The sequence below is a fragment of the Actinomadura rudentiformis genome (assembly GCF_008923185.1).
Taxonomy (GTDB): domain Bacteria; phylum Actinomycetota; class Actinomycetes; order Streptosporangiales; family Streptosporangiaceae; genus Spirillospora; species Spirillospora rudentiformis.
The window spans coordinates 80,462-94,273 of record NZ_WBMT01000020.1; the positions used below are offsets into that span (position 1 = coordinate 80,462).

Consider the following 13,812-nt stretch of genomic DNA (forward strand, 5'->3'; position numbering starts at 1 on the left):
ACCGGCCGAAAGTACGATCGCTGACGGCCCGGACTGTGCTTTGGACTGATGCCCGGAAATGGCGTTGATTCCAGGATGGGCGCATGTCACATGAGGATTCCGTCCCGGTTCTGCGGGCCGAGGGATTGACGAAAAGATATGGCCGCCGGGTGGCCTTGAACGGGGTCGACCTGACCATTCCGGCCGGTCGCGTCGTCGGCCTTGTCGGGCCGAACGGGGCCGGGAAGTCGACGTTGCTGAACCTCGCCTGCGGGCTGCTCGAACCGACGTCGGGCTCGCTGCGCGTCCTGGGGTCCCGGCCGGCGGAGAGCGCCGCGCATCTGGCACGGGTCGGGTTCGTGGCGCAAGACACCCCGGTGTACCCGTCGTTCAGCGTGGCCGACCATCTGCGCCTGGGTGCGCGGCTGAACCCGTCCTGGGATCAGGAGCTGGCCGAGCGGCGCATCGCGCAGGTCGGCCTGAATCCGGGCCAGAAGGCGGGACGGCTGTCGGGTGGCCAGCGCGCGCAGCTGGCGATGACGATCGCCGCCGCCAAACGCCCCGAACTGCTGATCTTCGACGAGCCTGCGGCCGCGCTCGATCCGCTGGCCCGCCGGGGGTTCCTGGAGAACCTGGTCGAGTTCGTCGCGGAGCTCGGAGCCAGCGCCGTGCTGTCGTCGCACCTGCTCAGCGACATCGAACGGGTCTGCGACCACCTCATCGTGCTGTGCGCGGCGCAGGTCCAGGTCGCCGGCAAGGTCCAGGATCTGCTGGCCGCGCACCATCGGCTTGTCGCGCCCAGAGGCGAACTCGACCGGCTGCCCGCCGGTGTCGAGGTCGTCCGGATGGAGAACAACGGCCAGTACAGCCGCGCCCTGGTACGCACCGACGTGCCGCCGCCGTCGATCCCGTACCGGGTCGAACCCGTCACGCTCGAGGAACTGGTGCTCGGCTACATGTCCCGCGCGTTCGCCGCCGGGGAGGGAACGCGATGATCTGGTTGAACTGGCGGCAGTTCCGCCTCCAGGCGCTCGCCGCCGCCGTCGGGCTCGCTCTGATCGCCGTCTACCTGCTGTACCTGGGTACGGAGATCCGGGATGCCCACGACGCCTACCAGTCCCGGTGCGCCGACCCCGGCGACTGCGCGCAGGCCAAGAGCCAGTTTCAGAGCGCCTACCAGAACACGCTGCTCTTCCTGGCCGGCGGACTCGGGCTGATCCCCGTGGTCATCGGCGCGTTCTGGGGGGCACCCCTGATCGCCCGGGAGCTGGAGATCAGCACCCACCGGCTGGTGTGGAACCAGAGCGTGACGCGCCGCCGCTGGCTGATCTGCAGGATGGCGTTCGTCGGACTGGCCGCGATGATTCTGACGGGCCTGGCCAGCCTGTTGCTCACCTGGGCGGCCGCCCCGTACGACGCGGTCGCCGCGGACAGGTTCGGCGCGGTGGAGTTCGGTGCCCGCAACGTCGCCCCGATCGGCTACGCCTTCCTCGCCTTCATTCTGGGCACGCTCGTCGGCCTGCTCGTGCGCCGGACGCTCCCGGCGATGGCCATCACGGGCGTCGTCTTCCTCGTACTCCAGTTCTCGGTGCCGAACCTGGTGCGGCCGTATCTCATGCCGTCCGAGAAGACGACCCTGCCGATGACCACGCAGATCATCAATGAGGCCAGGAGCCTGGGCAGCATCACCGGCGCCCCCGTCATCGGCGGCCTGCAGGTGCCTGGCGCACCCGACGCATGGATCAGCGAGACCAGCCCTCTGCGCACCGCGGACGGGCGGACTCTGGGCGACAGCAAGTTCAACGAGTGCCTCGACACCCCGCCGAAGACCGGCACCGGCGGCACGTTCGGCGACACCGCGGCGTGCCTGTCCAAACTCAACCTGCACGTCGACATCAAGTACCAGCCGGGCAGCCGTTATTGGCAGTTCCAGCTGATCGAGACCGGGCTCTATCTGGCGGTCAGCGGACTCCTCATCCTCATCGCTCTCCAGCGCATCCGACGCGCCTGAAAGTGAGGGCACGGACTCGACCACTGCCTGGTGGGCGCCACCCGCCGGGTGGTGGTCCTGGCCGACGACTTCTACGGAAAATCCCGGCCTTTCGGGTCAGGATGCGCCCGTGTCGCGAGCTCGTCGGACTGGAACGGGTCCGGGTGCAGCGCACGCAGGGAGAGCCTGGCTTCGCCGTTGGTGGTGTCAAAGGAGAGCACTTCTCCGCGGACTCGCTGCCCGATGCGAACGACGTCGGTCACCTCTTCGAAGTGCTTCCAGGACAGTTCGGGAATCGTCACGAACCCGACACCGGGATAGGCGGGGTGCGGTGGGCCTTCGTCCAGGGCTATGAACACACCGAAGTTCTGGATGTCGGCGACCCGGCCGGTGGGCACGTCTCCGGCGCGGAGCGCCTTCAAGAACGTCCAGAGCTCCGGGTGCTCGGTCGCCGCCAGCGACAGCCAGATCCGCTCGGCGGCCGTATCGACGGAGACCACTTCGGCACTGACACGCTGTCCCATCCTGACTGCATCGGCGCCTCGACCGACGTGTAGGCGCGGACCGTGAGACCGGCGATCTTTCGCGAATCTGGGAACAGGTTAGTGAGTCGCGGTGTTGGGTTGGCTGGGCCACACTTGGAGTACGGCCCTTTCCGCTTTCCAGGAGGATGACGCATGCCCACGCTCGACACCGCGACCGAAGCCGTCCAGGCGCAGACGCCGGTCGACGGGGAGCCGTGCGTGCTGATCAAACTGGGCGAGGTCGTGCTCAAGGGCAAGAACCGTGAGCTGTTCGAGCGGCGGCTGGCCGACAACGTGCGGGCCGCCACCCGGGGGATCGCCCGGGTGGACGTGATCCGGCGGCACGGGGTGTTCATCGTCCGCACCAAGGACGCCACCGTCGAGAAGATCGACGCGCTGGCCGAGCGGATCAGCGATGTCATGGGCATCGTGTGGGCGCACCGGGCGTGGCGGGTCGGCAAGGACGTCGAGAGCGTCGAGCGGGCCGCGCTGGAGCTCATGGCCGGCCGCACCGGGTCGTTCGCGGTGCGGACCAAGCGCCGGGACAAGCGGTTCCCGCTGACCTCGACCGAGCTGGACCGCCAGGTCGGCGGCAAGATCAACGATGTGTACGGGCTGCCGGTCAAGCTGAAGGGGCCCGACCACACGGTCTCGATCGAGATCGACCGGGACGAGGCGTTCGTCTTCTCCGGCGGGCTGCCCGGCCAGGGCGGGCTGCCGGTCGGCATGAGCGGGCGGGGCCTGGTGCTGATGTCCGGGGGCATCGACTCGCCGGTCGCCGCGTACCGGATGATGCGGCGCGGCCTGCGGGTGGACTACCTGCACTTCTCCGGCATGCCGTTCACCGGGCCGGAGTCGATCTACAAGGCGTACGCGCTGGTGCGTGAGCTGGACAAGTTCCAGGGCGGCTCGCGGCTGTTCGTGGTGCCGTTCGGCAAGGCGCAGCAGCAGATCAAGTCGTCCGGCGCGGACAAGCTCGCGGTGATCGCACAGCGCCGGCTGATGCTCAAGACCGGCGAGGTGCTGGCGCACCGGCTGGGCGGCGGCACCCTGATCACCGGGGACGCGCTGGGGCAGGTCAGCAGCCAGACGCTGACCAACATCACCGCGCTGGACGACGCGGTGGAGCTGCCCATCCTGCGCCCGCTGATCGGCATGGACAAGATCGAGATCATGGACCAGGCGCGCCGGATCCGGACGTTGTCGATCTCGGAGCTGCCGGACGAGGACTGCTGCACGCTGCTGGCCCCGCGGCGGGCCGAGACGCGGGCCAAGATCGACGACCTGCGGCAGATCGAGAAGCGCCTGGACGTCGCCGAGCTCGCCGACCAGCTGGCCGAGTCGGTACAGGAGCACCGTCCCGTCTACGGCGACTCCTGACCCCTAGTCTCTCGGGCGTGGGGGCTCTGGGCCTTCGGCGCCCATCAGCGCGATGCGTTCTATCCGGACGATCCTGAAGCGGCGCCCGGCCACCTCCAGGCCGTTGAGGCGTGAACGGCCCGTCAGCAGTGCCGCGGCCTCGGCGTACTCGTCGAGCTCCTCGGTGCCGGGATGTTCGACCGCGGGCACCACGTGCCGGAAGTAGGTGGCGAGCGAGCCGCGGGCCTGCTGCGGCGTCTCGTGCATCCTCCCACCGGGGCGCCAGCGTCCACTGGCACGTTCTGCCACGGTGAACGCGGGGGAGAGCAGCACCGGGGTCAGGAACGCCCCGGGCTCGGTCGCGGTCCCCGCACCCGTCGCGTCCAGCAGCTGGCACAGCAGCTCGGCGGTGGCGATGTCCGGGGTCGTCTGGCCGTCGGGCATCAGGTCGTACGGGCGGGACGGCGGCAGGCGCAGCTCGTCGGGCGCGGGGTCGACGTCCGTCGGCCGGGGCGGCTCAGGGCCGTCGGGGCCGGTGCGCACCACCTGCTCGATCCGCACGATCCGGAAGTGCGAGCCGGCCACCCGGACCTCGTCACGGGGTTCGCTCTCCAGGCTCCGGGCCGCCGCCCGCAGGTCACGGCCCGCGATCCAGTCGGCCAGGGCCGCCCGGTCGGTGAGATGCTCGGCGAGCAACTCCCTGGCCCCCTGGGGGATCGGGTCGCAGGGGCACACGATCTGCCAGCCCCCGGACACCCGCTCGGCGGCCGTGAACAGCGCGCCCGCCACCACCAGCTCCGGATAGGCGGCGATGGAGCGGCAGGCGTCCGCCAGCTTCACGGCTGCGACCGGGTCCACCCCGTCCAGGTCTTCGGGGAACAACCGCCCACCGGCGTCCCCATCGCCCGTTGTCATGCGCGACATCATCCTCGCCAGAGCCCGTGCTGGCGAGAGGTTCGCGGCACATTTCCGTTCCGATTTGAACGGGTGGTCCCGGTTGGCGGGACCACCCGTTCAGCTGCGGGCAGGCGGGATCAGCTGCGGATCACTTGCGGGACGGCAGGATCAGCAGCAGGAGGCTCGCCGCCAGCAGGGCCAGTCCGGCCAGGGCGAGGCCGCCGAGCTGCTCGTCCAGCACCACGACGCCCAGCACCGCGGCGACGGCGGGTTCGGCGAGCGTCAGCGTCGTCGCCGTGGTCGCCGGGGTGGTGCGCAGCCCGCGGGCGAACAACATGTACCCGCCGGCCGTCGTGACCCCGCCCAGATAGAGGATGATCAGCGCTCCCGAGGGGGTCGCCATCCAGCCGGGCCCGGTCATCGCCAGGACGGGCAGCAGGACGATCGCCGCCACCCCGAACAGCATGCCCACCACGGCCCGGTCGTCCTCGCCCCGCGTGATGAACGCGGACGCGACGCTGGCGTACACCGCGTACGCCAGCCCTGACAGCAGGGCCAGCCCCACGCCGATCGGCTCGACGCCGGCCGACTCGCCGCCGCCGACGAGGGCCGCGCAGCCGGCCACCGCCCCGGCGGTCGCCGCGAGCCACCGGGGTGTCAGCCTGGCCTGGCGGGTGAGGGCGCCGAGCAGGCCCGCGAACGCGGGTGCGCTGCCGATCGTGACGACGGTGCCCACCGCCACGCCGGTACGGGCCACGGCGACGAAGAACGCCGCCTGGTAGACGGCGATGGCGACGGCGCCGAGGCCGACCAGCGTCCGGTCGCGGGGCGTGCTCAGCAGCCGGAACAGGCCGCCGCGCGCGGTCACCAGGGCCAGCGCGAGCAGCAGGCTGCCGCCGAGGACGATGCGGGACGCCGCGATCGAGACGTTGGAGGCCCCGTCGGCGAAGGTGCGGACCGTCCCGGTGGTGCCCCACAGGCAGGCGGCCACCAGGATGTCGGCGGTGCCCCCCACGCGCACGGGCGCAGGACGGGAAGGAGTGCGCCGTGAAAGAGCGCGTTGGGAGAGAGTGCGTACGGACACGAAGAATTGCTCCTGAACTCGAAACCAGAAGAAACAGGGTTCGAATCCGGGGCGCAGAAGATCAAGACCGGGCGCGCGTCAGCGCCGGTCTCGCAACATGCTCAGGGTGAGAAGAGTCGCCACGCCCCGGTCAGGAGCGGGGCGGTCCGCAGTTGGGGGTCCAGTACGCCATGGGCGAGACCCTACCATCCGCCGTGACCACGACTTTCGGGATCGCCGACTGCATGATCACGGCGGGACGGGGATGAGGAGAGGGTGCTCAGGCGGGCACGCCGTCGGCGGCCTGGGTGAGTTCGCGGTCGACCATGGGGGGCAGGTCGCGCACGACCTTGGCGAGCTCCCTCAGGTCACCGTCCACCAGGGCCTGGGGGCCGTCGCAGAGGGCGGTCTCCGGGTGCGGGTGCACGTCGATGATCACGCCGTCGGCGCCGATCGCGATCGCGGCGCGGGTGAGCGGCAGCACGAGGTCGCGGCTGCCGCCGGAGTGCGACGGGTCCACGATCACCGGCAGGTGGGAGAGGCGCTGCGCGACCGGGACCGCGGAGATGTCCAGGGTGTTGCGGGTGGCCTTCTCGAACGTGCGGATGCCGCGCTCGCACAGCACGATGTCGAGGTTGCCGCGCTGCGCGACGTATTCGGCGGCCATCAGCCACTCCTCGATGGTGCCGCTCATGCCGCGCTTGAGCATGACCGGCTTGCCGGACTCCCCGGCGGCCTGCAGGAGCGCGAAGTTCTGCGCGTTGCGGGTGCCGATCTGGAGCATGTCGGCGTACGAGGCGACGAGCTCGACGTCGTGCGCGTCCACGACCTCGGTGACGACCGGCATGCCGGTCTCCGCGCGGACGTCCGCGAGGATGCGGAGCCCGGCCTCGCCCAGCCCCTGGAAGGCGTACGGCGAGGTGCGCGGCTTGAACGCGCCGCCGCGCAGCAGCGTGGCGCCGGCCGCCTGGGCCATCTGCGCCGCCGCCAGCGTCTGCTCCGGCGTCTCCACGGCGCACGGCCCCGCGATGAGCGTCATGGTGCCCGGCCCGATCGGAACGCCGCCGACCCGCACGACCGTGCGCTCGGCGTGGTTCTCACGGCTGACCAGCTTGTACGGCGCGGAGATCCGGATCACGTCGGTCACGCCGCGCATGCCGCGCAGGTTGAGCGACCCGAACTGCTGAACGTCGCCGACCAGCCCGACGATGGTGCGTTGCACGCCGCGGCTCACGAACGCGTCACCGCCCGCCGTCTCGACTAGTGAGACGACGGCCTTGATATCTGCCTCGCTGGCCTCCGGGGCCATGACGACGACCATGGTTGTGCCTCTCCTCATCCTGAAACGACGAAAGCCCCGGGCCATCACGGCCCGGGGCTTTCGCCTTGTGGTCTGTCAGCGCAGCGTCTGGCAGACCAGCCTCCCGGGCCGGTCGTACCAAAAGAAATAGATCACGTTGCGCATGGCCCACAGCGTAGCCCATGGGGCTGGGTGAACCTGCGAGGAGGGGGCGAATATGGCTCAGCTCACCCCGGATGGCAGTATGGCCGCGTCATGTCGCCACCCGAAAAGCAACTGCCGCCCGGGCAGTACATCCCCCGGGGCTGGCCGGTCCTGCACTACGGCCCGGTGCCCAAGTTCCGTCCCAAAGACTGGGACTTCCGGGTCTTCGGCGCGACCGAGTCCGGCGAGCAGCACCGCTGGACATGGGACGAGTTCGACGCGCTGCCGCGGACCAAGGCGGTCTCCGACTTCCACTGCGTCACCAAGTTCACGATCCCGGACAACGAATGGGAGGGCGTCTCCGGCTCGGCGATCGTCGAGCTCGCGCCGCCCGCCCCGGACGTCACGCACGTGATGGTGTGGGCCGAGTACGGCTACAGCGCCAACATCCGGATGAGCGACTTCCTGGCCGACGGCACGCTCTTCGCCACGCACCGGAACGGCGAGCGGATCAGTCCCGACCATGGGTTCCCCATCCGGATCGTCGTGCCGCATTTGTACGCGTGGAAGAGCGTCAAGTGGGTCCGAGGTGTCGAGTACCTGGTCAAGGACCGGCGGGGGTTCTGGGAGGAACGCGGCTACCACAACGGCGCCGACCCCTGGCGCGAGCAGCGCTACTCCTACCAGGAGGACGAGGGCGAGACCCCGCCGCTGTGACCGCCGAGCGGCTCTGAACGCCGAGCGATTCTGAACGCCGAGCCGCTCTGAACGCCGATGTGCGGGACTCGCCACGCCGGGACCGCGAGGGCGTTACCTTGGGCCATCGTGGTATCACCCTCTGTGCTGGACGTGGTGGCGTGCGTCCTCGTCACCGGAACAGCGCTGTTCGTCAGCGCCGTCCGCCGCTGGCTGCGTGCGCGGCGACGCGGATTCGGCACCTTGGCTGACGAGGCGACGTTCGCGACCCTCCACACCATCTCCCGCGCCTCGCCCTCGCTGCGGGCCGGGCTTGACCGGGAGTCGGCGCGCAAGGCCGCCAAGCACCTGCGCATCCTGCTGGGAGCCGAGGCGGTCGCGCTCGTCGCCGTCCAGCAGCCCGATGCCGACATCGACGCCGATGCCGACATCGACGCCGACGCCGACACTGGCGTCGGTGACTGCGACGGCCACGCCACGGACACGGCCGCGGGTGCACGTGCGGACACGGACACAGGCGCGGACGACGAGCGCGGGCGGCTGCTGGTCTGGGAAGGCCCCGGTGGCGATGCGCATGCCTGCCAGGCCCTCCTGCACGCCCAGCCGGTGCTCGCCTCGGGACGGCCGCGCGTGGTGGCACCCGAGCTCAACGGCTGCGACGACCCGCTGTGCCGGATCCGCGTGGCGATGATCGCTCCGCTGTCGGTCGAGGGACGGGTCGAGGGCGCGATCGCCGCGTACGGCCCGGGTGCCTCGGCCGCCCGCGTCCGCGCCGTGGGCGAGGTGGCGCGCTGGGTCTCGAGCCAGCTGGAGCTGGCGGAGCTCGACTCCTCCAGAGCCCGGCTCGCCGAGGCGGAGATGCGGGCGCTCCGCGCGCAGATCTCCCCGCACTTCGTCTACAACTCGCTGACCACGATCGCATCGTTCGTCCGGACCGATCCCGAACGGGCCAGAGAGCTGCTGCTCGACTTCGCCGACTTCGCCCGCTACTCGTTCCGCAATCCACGTGACTTCACCACGCTCGCCGACGAGCTGCGTTCGATCGACCGCTACCTGCTGCTGGAACGGGCGCGGTTCGGCGACCGGCTGCAGTTCAGCGTGGAGGTCGCGCCCGAGGTGCTGCCGGTGGCGATGCCGTTCCTCTCACTGCAGCCGCTGGTGGAGAACGCCATCCGGCACGGCATGGAGGGCAGTCGCGAGTCGTTCCACATCCGGATCGTGGCGCGCGACGCGGGCGCCGAGGCGGCCATCAGCGTCGAGGACGACGGCGTCGGCATGGACCCCGACCGGCTGCGGGAGGTCCTCTCCGCGGGCGCCGGACCGGCGGGGCGTGAGCGGCGGGCGGGCGCGGGCGCCGGGATCGGCCTGGCGAACGTGGACGAGCGCATGCGGCAGGTCTACGGCGACGAGTACGGGATGACGGTCGAGACGGCGCTCGGGGCCGGAGCCAAGGTCAACCTGCGGGTGCCGAAGTACCGTCCAGGCGTCTTTCCGGACTGACATCGGAACGGCCGAGGCCAATTTGAGGAAGACATTGACCTCGCATAGCGAAATCGATTGCGGACGGAGAGTAATCACGGCAGGGTCCTCTTTATGCTGCGTGTCCTGACCGTCGACGACGAGGTTCCCGCGCTGGAGGAGCTGCTCTACCTGCTGCGCGAGGATCCGCGCATCGAGCAGGTCACAGGCGCCGGCGACGCGGCGGCGGCGCTGCGCGACCTCAGCCGGATGCTCGTCGCCGGCGAACGCCTCGACGCGGTCTTTCTCGACATCCGCATGCCGGGACTGGACGGCCTCGATTTCACCCGGCTGCTGACGGGGTTCGCGTCGCCGCCCGAGGTCGTCTTCGTGACCGCGCACGACGATTGCGCGGTCACCGCGTACGAGCTCGGCGCGCTGGACTATCTCCTCAAACCGGTGCGGCCGGAGCGGCTCGCCGAGGCGGTCCGCCGCGTCGACGAGGCCGTGCACCGGCAGTCGCGCGAGGACGGCGCGCCGGAGCAGCCCGCCGCGGACGAGATGGTGCCCGTCGAGCTCGGCGGGCGCACCCGCCTGGTCTCCCGCCGTTCGGTGACGCACGTCGAGGCGCAGGGCGACTACGTGCGGCTGCACACCGGCGACGGCAGCTACCTGGTGCGCATGCCGCTGGCCTCGCTGGCGCGGCGGTGGGAGGCGGCCGGGTTCATCCGCATCCACCGCAGCACGCTCGTCGCGTCCGCCCACATCAGCGAGCTGCGCTTCGACGGCGGCCGGGCGGCCGTGCAGGTCGGCGCGGAGCTGCTCCCGGTGAGCCGGCGCCACACCCGCGAGGTGCGCGACCTCCTCGTCCGCCGCTTCCGCCACGCCGAGCCCGACGACGACCACGGCGTCCGCGACACTCGTGTCGTTCTCGAGAGACGGAACGCGGAGGGCCGGGGCGCGGCGACCCGGGGACGGGCCGAAGATGTCTGACCAGCGGCGGGTCGTGGTGGCGAGCCCGCGTACGCACCGGGCGCGCCGGCTCGGAGACACGGGCAGCGAGCGGAGCTGGAGCCTGGCTCACGACCTCGACGAGCAGACCGAACTCGGCGCCGTGTACGTCCGCACGCTCATCCGCGCCCAGCTGCGCGCCGCCCTGGCCACCCTCACGGTCGTCGCGGTGGTGATCATCGGACTGCCGCTGCTGCTCGTGCTCCTCCCCGCGCTGGGCCGGTCGCGGATGCACGGCATCCCGGTCTCGTGGCTGGGCCTCGCGCTGTGCATCCAGCCGATCTGGATCGCCGCCGCGGCCCGGCACCTGCGCCAGGCGGAGCGGATCGAGCGGGACTTCGCCCGGCTGGTGGACCGGTCATGATCGTGATGGCCGTGGCGGCCGCGCTCACCGCGCTGGTCGCCGTTCTGGGCATGGTCGCGGTCCTCGGCTCGTACGGGCGGCGCCGCACCCCCACCACGTCGGACTTCCTCGTCGCCTCGCGCGGCGTCACGCCGACATGGAACGCGTCGGCGATCAGCAGCGAGTACATCTCGGCCGCGGCCTTCCTGGGAACGGCCGGGATGGTGCTGGCCTACGGCGCCGACGTGTTGTGGCTGCCGATCGGCGCGGCCGCGGGCTACGTGCTGCTGCAGGCGTTCGTGACGGCCCCGCTGCGGCGGTCCGGTGCTTACACGATCTCCGACTTCGCCGAGTGGCGGCTCGGCTCCCGGGCCGTACGGCACATCGTCAGCGTGTGCGTGTGCTTCATCGGCTGGTTCTACCTGCTCCCGCAGTTCCAGGGAGCGGGCGTCACGCTGCGGGTGCTGACGGGGGCACCGGTCTGGGTGGGCTGGGCCGTCGTGGTGGCGGTGGTCCTGGCCATCGTCCTGTCGGGCGGGATGCGCAGCATCACCGTTGTGCAGGGCGTGCAGTACTGGGTGAAGCTGGTCGCGGTGGCGGTCCCGGCGGTGGCGCTCCTCTCGCTCTGGCACCTGGACGGCGGCGACGACCCGACCGCGGACCGGCTGCCCGCGTTCGACCGGGCCACGACCGTGCGGGTGCAGGCCGAGGTGGCCGTCCGGGTTGTCACGAGCGACACCGTCGTGACCGTACGCGGTGAGCTGGACGGGAGGCACTACGACGGGGCCGACGTCCCGCTTCCCGCGGGACGGCACATCTTGGGGGAGGGGAGCACGCTCGTCTTCCGGGCGGGGACACCCGTCCCGCATGCCGAACGCCTTCCTCTGCAGGACGGGCACACGTGGGCGATGCCGTTCGGGCGGAGCGAGGGCCACCCGCTGTTCGCCACCTACTCCGCCCTCCTCGGCGTGCTGCTGGGCACGATGGGCCTGCCGCACATCCTCATGCGCTTCTACACCGACCGCTGTGGCCGAGCCGCCCGCCGCACCGCCGCGGTCGTCCCGGTGCTCCTGTCGCTCTTCTATGTCTTTCCGGCGGTGTACGGCGCGCTGGGGCGCCTCTACACGCCAGAGCTCCTCATGACGGGCGACACCGACGCGACCATCCTGATGTTGCCTCAGCGGCTCGCACCGGGCGCCGCAGGCGCCTTGCTCACCGCGCTCGTGGCGGCGGGGGCGTTCGCCGCGTTCATCTCGACGTCCTGCGGGATCGTGGTGGCGATCGCGGGCACGTTCTCGCAATGCCTGTGGCGCGGCGGTGTCGCCGCGTTCCGGGTGGGCGCGCTTCTCGCCCTGGCGGTGCCGCTCACCCTCGTGACCCGGATCGGACCGCTCGGCGCGGCGAGCCTGGTGACCCTCGCTCTGACCGTCTCCGCGTGCTCCCTGTGCCCGTTGCTGGTGCTCGGCATCTGGTGGCGCCGCCTGACGCCCGCCGGCGCGGGCGCCGGCCTGGTGGTCGGTGGCGGGCTCGCCGTGGCGGCGGGCGTCGCCTGGATCCTCGGCGGCCCGTGGTCCGGCTGGACGGCCGCGGTCCTGGCTCAGCCCGCGATGGTGATCGTGCCGATCGGCGTCGCGGTGACGATCATCGTGTCGCTGCTCACGCGGCGTCACATCCCGCGCCGCGCCGATCGTGCGATCGCCCGCCTGCACCTTCCCGAAGAGATTCTCGTCCGCTGAAACGCACCGTTCCGCGTCCGTGAACGGGCGGGTGTCCCCTGTGGATCGTTCCCAGCACGCCAACGGAACCGTTCGCCGCTCCAAACCGACCGCTCGTCCTGTGACTACTCTACGTACAGCGATGACTACGCACCGTTCATCGAGGGTGCGGCCGTCCGTGCCCCGATCGGCGGCACGACCCCTCTAGTGTTCTCAGTACCGCAACGGGGAAGCGGGCAGGACCGGTGACGGCCCTGCAAGACCCCGGCCAGAACGACACTGGAGATCCGGCGAACGCATGTCGAACGCCGGATCAGGAGCCGTCGGATCCCGTACCGGGGGGGTGGGATCCGACGGCGGTCGGCTCGGGCGCTGCTGAACAGTCGGGGGGTTGTTCAGCAGCGCCCGAGCCTATTTTCAGGGTTGCCGCGCTGAGATGGTGACGTTGTCACTGAGTCGTTACGGCTCGTCGCGTAGGCGTTTCAAGGTCTCTACATCCTTGCGGTGGGGCTCGGCGGCGCGGCCGGGGGTCTCGATGATGAACGGGACGCCCGCGACCTCGGGGTGGCGGAAGAGCTCGGCGAACGCCTTCTCGCCGATCCGGCCGGCGCCGATGTTCTCGTGCCTGTCCTTGAACGAGCCGCAGGGGTCCTTGGAGTCGTTGGCGTGGACGAGCTTGAGGCGGCCCGTGCCGACCGTCTCCACGAGGAGGTCGAGGGTCTTCTGGACGCCGTCGGGGGCGGCCAGGTCGTGCCCGGCGCAGTAGGCGTGGCAGGTGTCGAGGCAGACGCCGAGTTTGGGGTGGCCGTCCAGCTGCTCGAAGAACGGGCCGAGCTGGTCGACCGTCGCGCAGAGCATCGCGCCCTGGCCCGCCATCGGCTCCAGGAGGAGGTCGGGCCCGTCGTCCGGCAGCTCGTCGAGCAGGGGCAGCACGTGCTCGCCCACCTGCCGCATCGCGTCGTTGAACGGCTGGCTGACGGCCGAGCCGGTGTGCACCACGACGCCGAGGGCGCCGATGGCGGCGCCGCGCTGAAGCGCATGCCGGACTGACGCGATCGACTTTTCCAGCGTTTCCGGGCTCGGGGAGCCGAAGTTGACCAGGTAGGGGGCGTGCACGAAGGTGGGGACGCCGCTCTCGCGCATCATGGCGTCCTCATCGGGCTTGCCCGCCGCCTGCGCCCACCCGCGCGGGTTGGACACGAACACCTGGACGGCCTCGGCGCCGATCTCGGCGGCGTATTTCAGTCCCTTGGTGGCCATCCCGCCGGCGACGGGGATATGCCCTCCGACGGGGCTCTTCTTGGAGGTCATAGGCCTCCCAGCCTAGTGGCGG

The 13,812-nt window shown here is 70.9% G+C and carries 13 protein-coding genes; 8 read left to right on the forward strand and 5 right to left on the reverse strand.

Annotation, left to right across the window (positions count from 1 at the left end; all coding sequences use genetic code 11):
• Positions 1–83 precede the first annotated feature (83 nt).
• Complete coding sequence (locus F8566_RS36010; RefSeq protein WP_151566350.1) at positions 84–974, forward strand: ABC transporter ATP-binding protein; 891 nt, start codon at positions 84–86, stop codon at positions 972–974.
• The gene (locus F8566_RS36015; RefSeq protein ID WP_151566351.1) at positions 971–1,990 is read left to right on the forward strand and encodes an ABC transporter permease subunit; all 1,020 of its coding nucleotides are present in this window, start codon (positions 971–973) and stop codon (positions 1,988–1,990) included. The genes F8566_RS36010 and F8566_RS36015 overlap by 4 nt, the downstream gene beginning before the upstream one ends.
• A gap of 71 nt (positions 1,991–2,061) precedes the next feature.
• Here F8566_RS36015 and F8566_RS36020 read toward each other — a convergent pair whose 3' ends face one another.
• Positions 2,062–2,493 carry a S1 RNA-binding domain-containing protein gene (locus F8566_RS36020; RefSeq protein ID WP_151566352.1) on the reverse strand — a complete coding sequence of 144 codons (432 nt, stop codon included), beginning with the start codon at positions 2,491–2,493 and terminating at the stop codon, positions 2,062–2,064.
• A gap of 153 nt (positions 2,494–2,646) precedes the next feature.
• Here F8566_RS36020 and thiI point away from each other — a divergent pair, with 153 nt between their 5' ends.
• Positions 2,647–3,873, forward strand: a complete 1,227-nt coding sequence (gene thiI, locus F8566_RS36025) for a tRNA uracil 4-sulfurtransferase ThiI (protein ID WP_151566353.1) — start codon at positions 2,647–2,649, stop codon at positions 3,871–3,873.
• Between the two features lie 3 nt (positions 3,874–3,876).
• Here thiI and F8566_RS36030 read toward each other — a convergent pair whose 3' ends face one another.
• The 3 genes from F8566_RS36030 to aroF all read right to left on the reverse strand — a co-directional run bounded on the left by F8566_RS36030 (position 3,877) and on the right by aroF (position 7,133).
• Positions 3,877–4,767, reverse strand: coding sequence for a DUF5954 family protein (locus F8566_RS36030; RefSeq protein ID WP_151566354.1), 891 nt, complete (start codon positions 4,765–4,767; stop codon positions 3,877–3,879).
• Between the two features lie 130 nt (positions 4,768–4,897).
• Entirely contained in the window at positions 4,898–5,770 is an 873-nt protein-coding gene (locus F8566_RS36035) for an EamA family transporter (protein ID WP_225993814.1), read from the reverse strand.
• Positions 5,771–6,092: 322 nt separating this feature from the next.
• Complete coding sequence (aroF, locus tag F8566_RS36040; protein ID WP_151566356.1) at positions 6,093–7,133, reverse strand: 3-deoxy-7-phosphoheptulonate synthase; 1,041 nt, start codon at positions 7,131–7,133, stop codon at positions 6,093–6,095.
• A gap of 234 nt (positions 7,134–7,367) precedes the next feature.
• Between aroF and F8566_RS36045 the strand changes: the two genes are divergently transcribed.
• The 5 genes from F8566_RS36045 to F8566_RS36065 all read left to right on the forward strand — a co-directional run bounded on the left by F8566_RS36045 (position 7,368) and on the right by F8566_RS36065 (position 12,500).
• A complete protein-coding gene (locus F8566_RS36045; protein ID WP_151566357.1) occupies positions 7,368–7,973 on the forward strand; it encodes a sulfite oxidase-like oxidoreductase in 606 nt (201 codons plus the stop codon).
• Between the two features lie 108 nt (positions 7,974–8,081).
• Positions 8,082–9,452 (forward strand): histidine kinase, encoded by a 1,371-nt coding sequence (locus F8566_RS36050; RefSeq protein ID WP_225993815.1) that lies wholly within the window; start codon positions 8,082–8,084, stop codon positions 9,450–9,452.
• A 93-nt stretch (positions 9,453–9,545) separates the two neighbouring features.
• Positions 9,546–10,403: a LytR/AlgR family response regulator transcription factor gene (locus F8566_RS36055; RefSeq protein ID WP_151566359.1), complete on the forward strand. Its 858-nt coding sequence runs from the start codon at positions 9,546–9,548 to the stop codon at positions 10,401–10,403.
• Positions 10,396–10,785 carry a hypothetical protein gene (locus tag F8566_RS36060; RefSeq protein ID WP_151566360.1) on the forward strand — a complete coding sequence of 130 codons (390 nt, stop codon included), beginning with the start codon at positions 10,396–10,398 and terminating at the stop codon, positions 10,783–10,785. Before F8566_RS36055 ends, F8566_RS36060 begins: the two co-directional genes overlap by 8 nt.
• The gene (locus F8566_RS36065; RefSeq protein ID WP_225993816.1) at positions 10,782–12,500 is read left to right on the forward strand and encodes a sodium/solute symporter; all 1,719 of its coding nucleotides are present in this window, start codon (positions 10,782–10,784) and stop codon (positions 12,498–12,500) included. The genes F8566_RS36060 and F8566_RS36065 overlap by 4 nt, the downstream gene beginning before the upstream one ends.
• Positions 12,501–12,938: 438 nt before the next feature.
• Here F8566_RS36065 and F8566_RS36070 read toward each other — a convergent pair whose 3' ends face one another.
• Positions 12,939–13,790, reverse strand: coding sequence for a deoxyribonuclease IV (locus F8566_RS36070; RefSeq protein ID WP_151566361.1), 852 nt, complete (start codon positions 13,788–13,790; stop codon positions 12,939–12,941).
• Positions 13,791–13,812 lie beyond the last annotated feature (22 nt).

What these genes read in the sequence shown, in the direction of transcription:
- F8566_RS36070 (WP_151566361.1), bottom strand. Translation starts at nt 13,790, where the DNA reads ATGACCTCCAAGAAGAGCCCCGTCGGAGGGCATATCCCCGTCGCCGGC.
- thiI (WP_151566353.1), top strand. Translation starts at nt 2,647, where the DNA reads ATGCCCACGCTCGACACCGCGACCGAAGCCGTCCAGGCGCAGACGCCG.
- F8566_RS36060 (WP_151566360.1), top strand. Translation starts at nt 10,396, where the DNA reads ATGTCTGACCAGCGGCGGGTCGTGGTGGCGAGCCCGCGTACGCACCGG.
- F8566_RS36030 (WP_151566354.1), bottom strand. Translation starts at nt 4,767, where the DNA reads ATGACAACGGGCGATGGGGACGCCGGTGGGCGGTTGTTCCCCGAAGAC.
- F8566_RS36010 (WP_151566350.1), top strand. Translation starts at nt 84, where the DNA reads ATGTCACATGAGGATTCCGTCCCGGTTCTGCGGGCCGAGGGATTGACG.
- F8566_RS36020 (WP_151566352.1), bottom strand. Translation starts at nt 2,493, where the DNA reads ATGGGACAGCGTGTCAGTGCCGAAGTGGTCTCCGTCGATACGGCCGCC.
- F8566_RS36065 (WP_225993816.1), top strand. Translation starts at nt 10,782, where the DNA reads ATGATCGTGATGGCCGTGGCGGCCGCGCTCACCGCGCTGGTCGCCGTT.
- aroF (WP_151566356.1), bottom strand. Translation starts at nt 7,133, where the DNA reads ATGGTCGTCGTCATGGCCCCGGAGGCCAGCGAGGCAGATATCAAGGCC.
- F8566_RS36045 (WP_151566357.1), top strand. Translation starts at nt 7,368, where the DNA reads ATGTCGCCACCCGAAAAGCAACTGCCGCCCGGGCAGTACATCCCCCGG.
- F8566_RS36055 (WP_151566359.1), top strand. Translation starts at nt 9,546, where the DNA reads ATGCTGCGTGTCCTGACCGTCGACGACGAGGTTCCCGCGCTGGAGGAG.
- F8566_RS36015 (WP_151566351.1), top strand. Translation starts at nt 971, where the DNA reads ATGATCTGGTTGAACTGGCGGCAGTTCCGCCTCCAGGCGCTCGCCGCC.